Origin of the sequence: Corallococcus praedator, assembly GCF_003612125.1 — a bacterium.
In the GTDB taxonomy this organism is placed as follows: Bacteria; Myxococcota; Myxococcia; order Myxococcales; family Myxococcaceae; genus Corallococcus; species Corallococcus praedator.
In genome coordinates, this window is record NZ_RAWI01000860.1 from 1 (window position 1) to 534 (window position 534).

1 protein-coding gene is annotated in these 534 nt (G+C 74.5%); it reads left to right on the top strand.

Annotation, left to right across the window (positions count from 1 at the left end; all coding sequences use genetic code 11):
* The coding region (locus D7Y13_RS42155) for a thioredoxin domain-containing protein (RefSeq protein WP_147452675.1) at nucleotides 1–534 on the top strand (534 nt) is incomplete at both ends.

The window sequence follows — 534 nt, forward strand, 5'->3', positions numbered from 1 at the left end:
CGTCATCGTCGACTTCTGGGCGACCTGGTGCGGCCCCTGCAAGACGCTCACGCCCGCCATCGAGGCGGCGGTGCGCCGGCAGGCCGGGAAGGTGCGCCTGGTCAAGATCGACGTCGACAAGAACCCCGCCTTCGCCGCCCAGCTCCGCGTGCAGTCGATCCCGACGGTCTATGCGTTCTGGCAGGGCCAGCCCGTCGACGGCTTCCAGGGGGCGCTGCCGCCCTCCCAGGTCGACGCCTTCGTCGCCAAGGTCGCCGCGCTGGCCGGCGACGGCGGCCTCGGCGAGGCGCTGGAGGCGGCCGAGATGATGCTGGCCGAGGGGGCGGCGGTGGAGGCGGCCGAGACCTTCGCCGCCATCCTCCAGGAGGAGCCCGAGAACGCGCGGGCCTACGCCGGGCTGATCCGCGCGACCATCCTCGCGGGAGACCTCGACCAGGCCGAGGCGATCCTCAACGGCGCGCCCGCGTCCATCGCCGCGAAGCCGGAGATGGAGGCCGCGCGCGCCCAGCTCGGCCTCGCCCGCCAAGCGCTCCG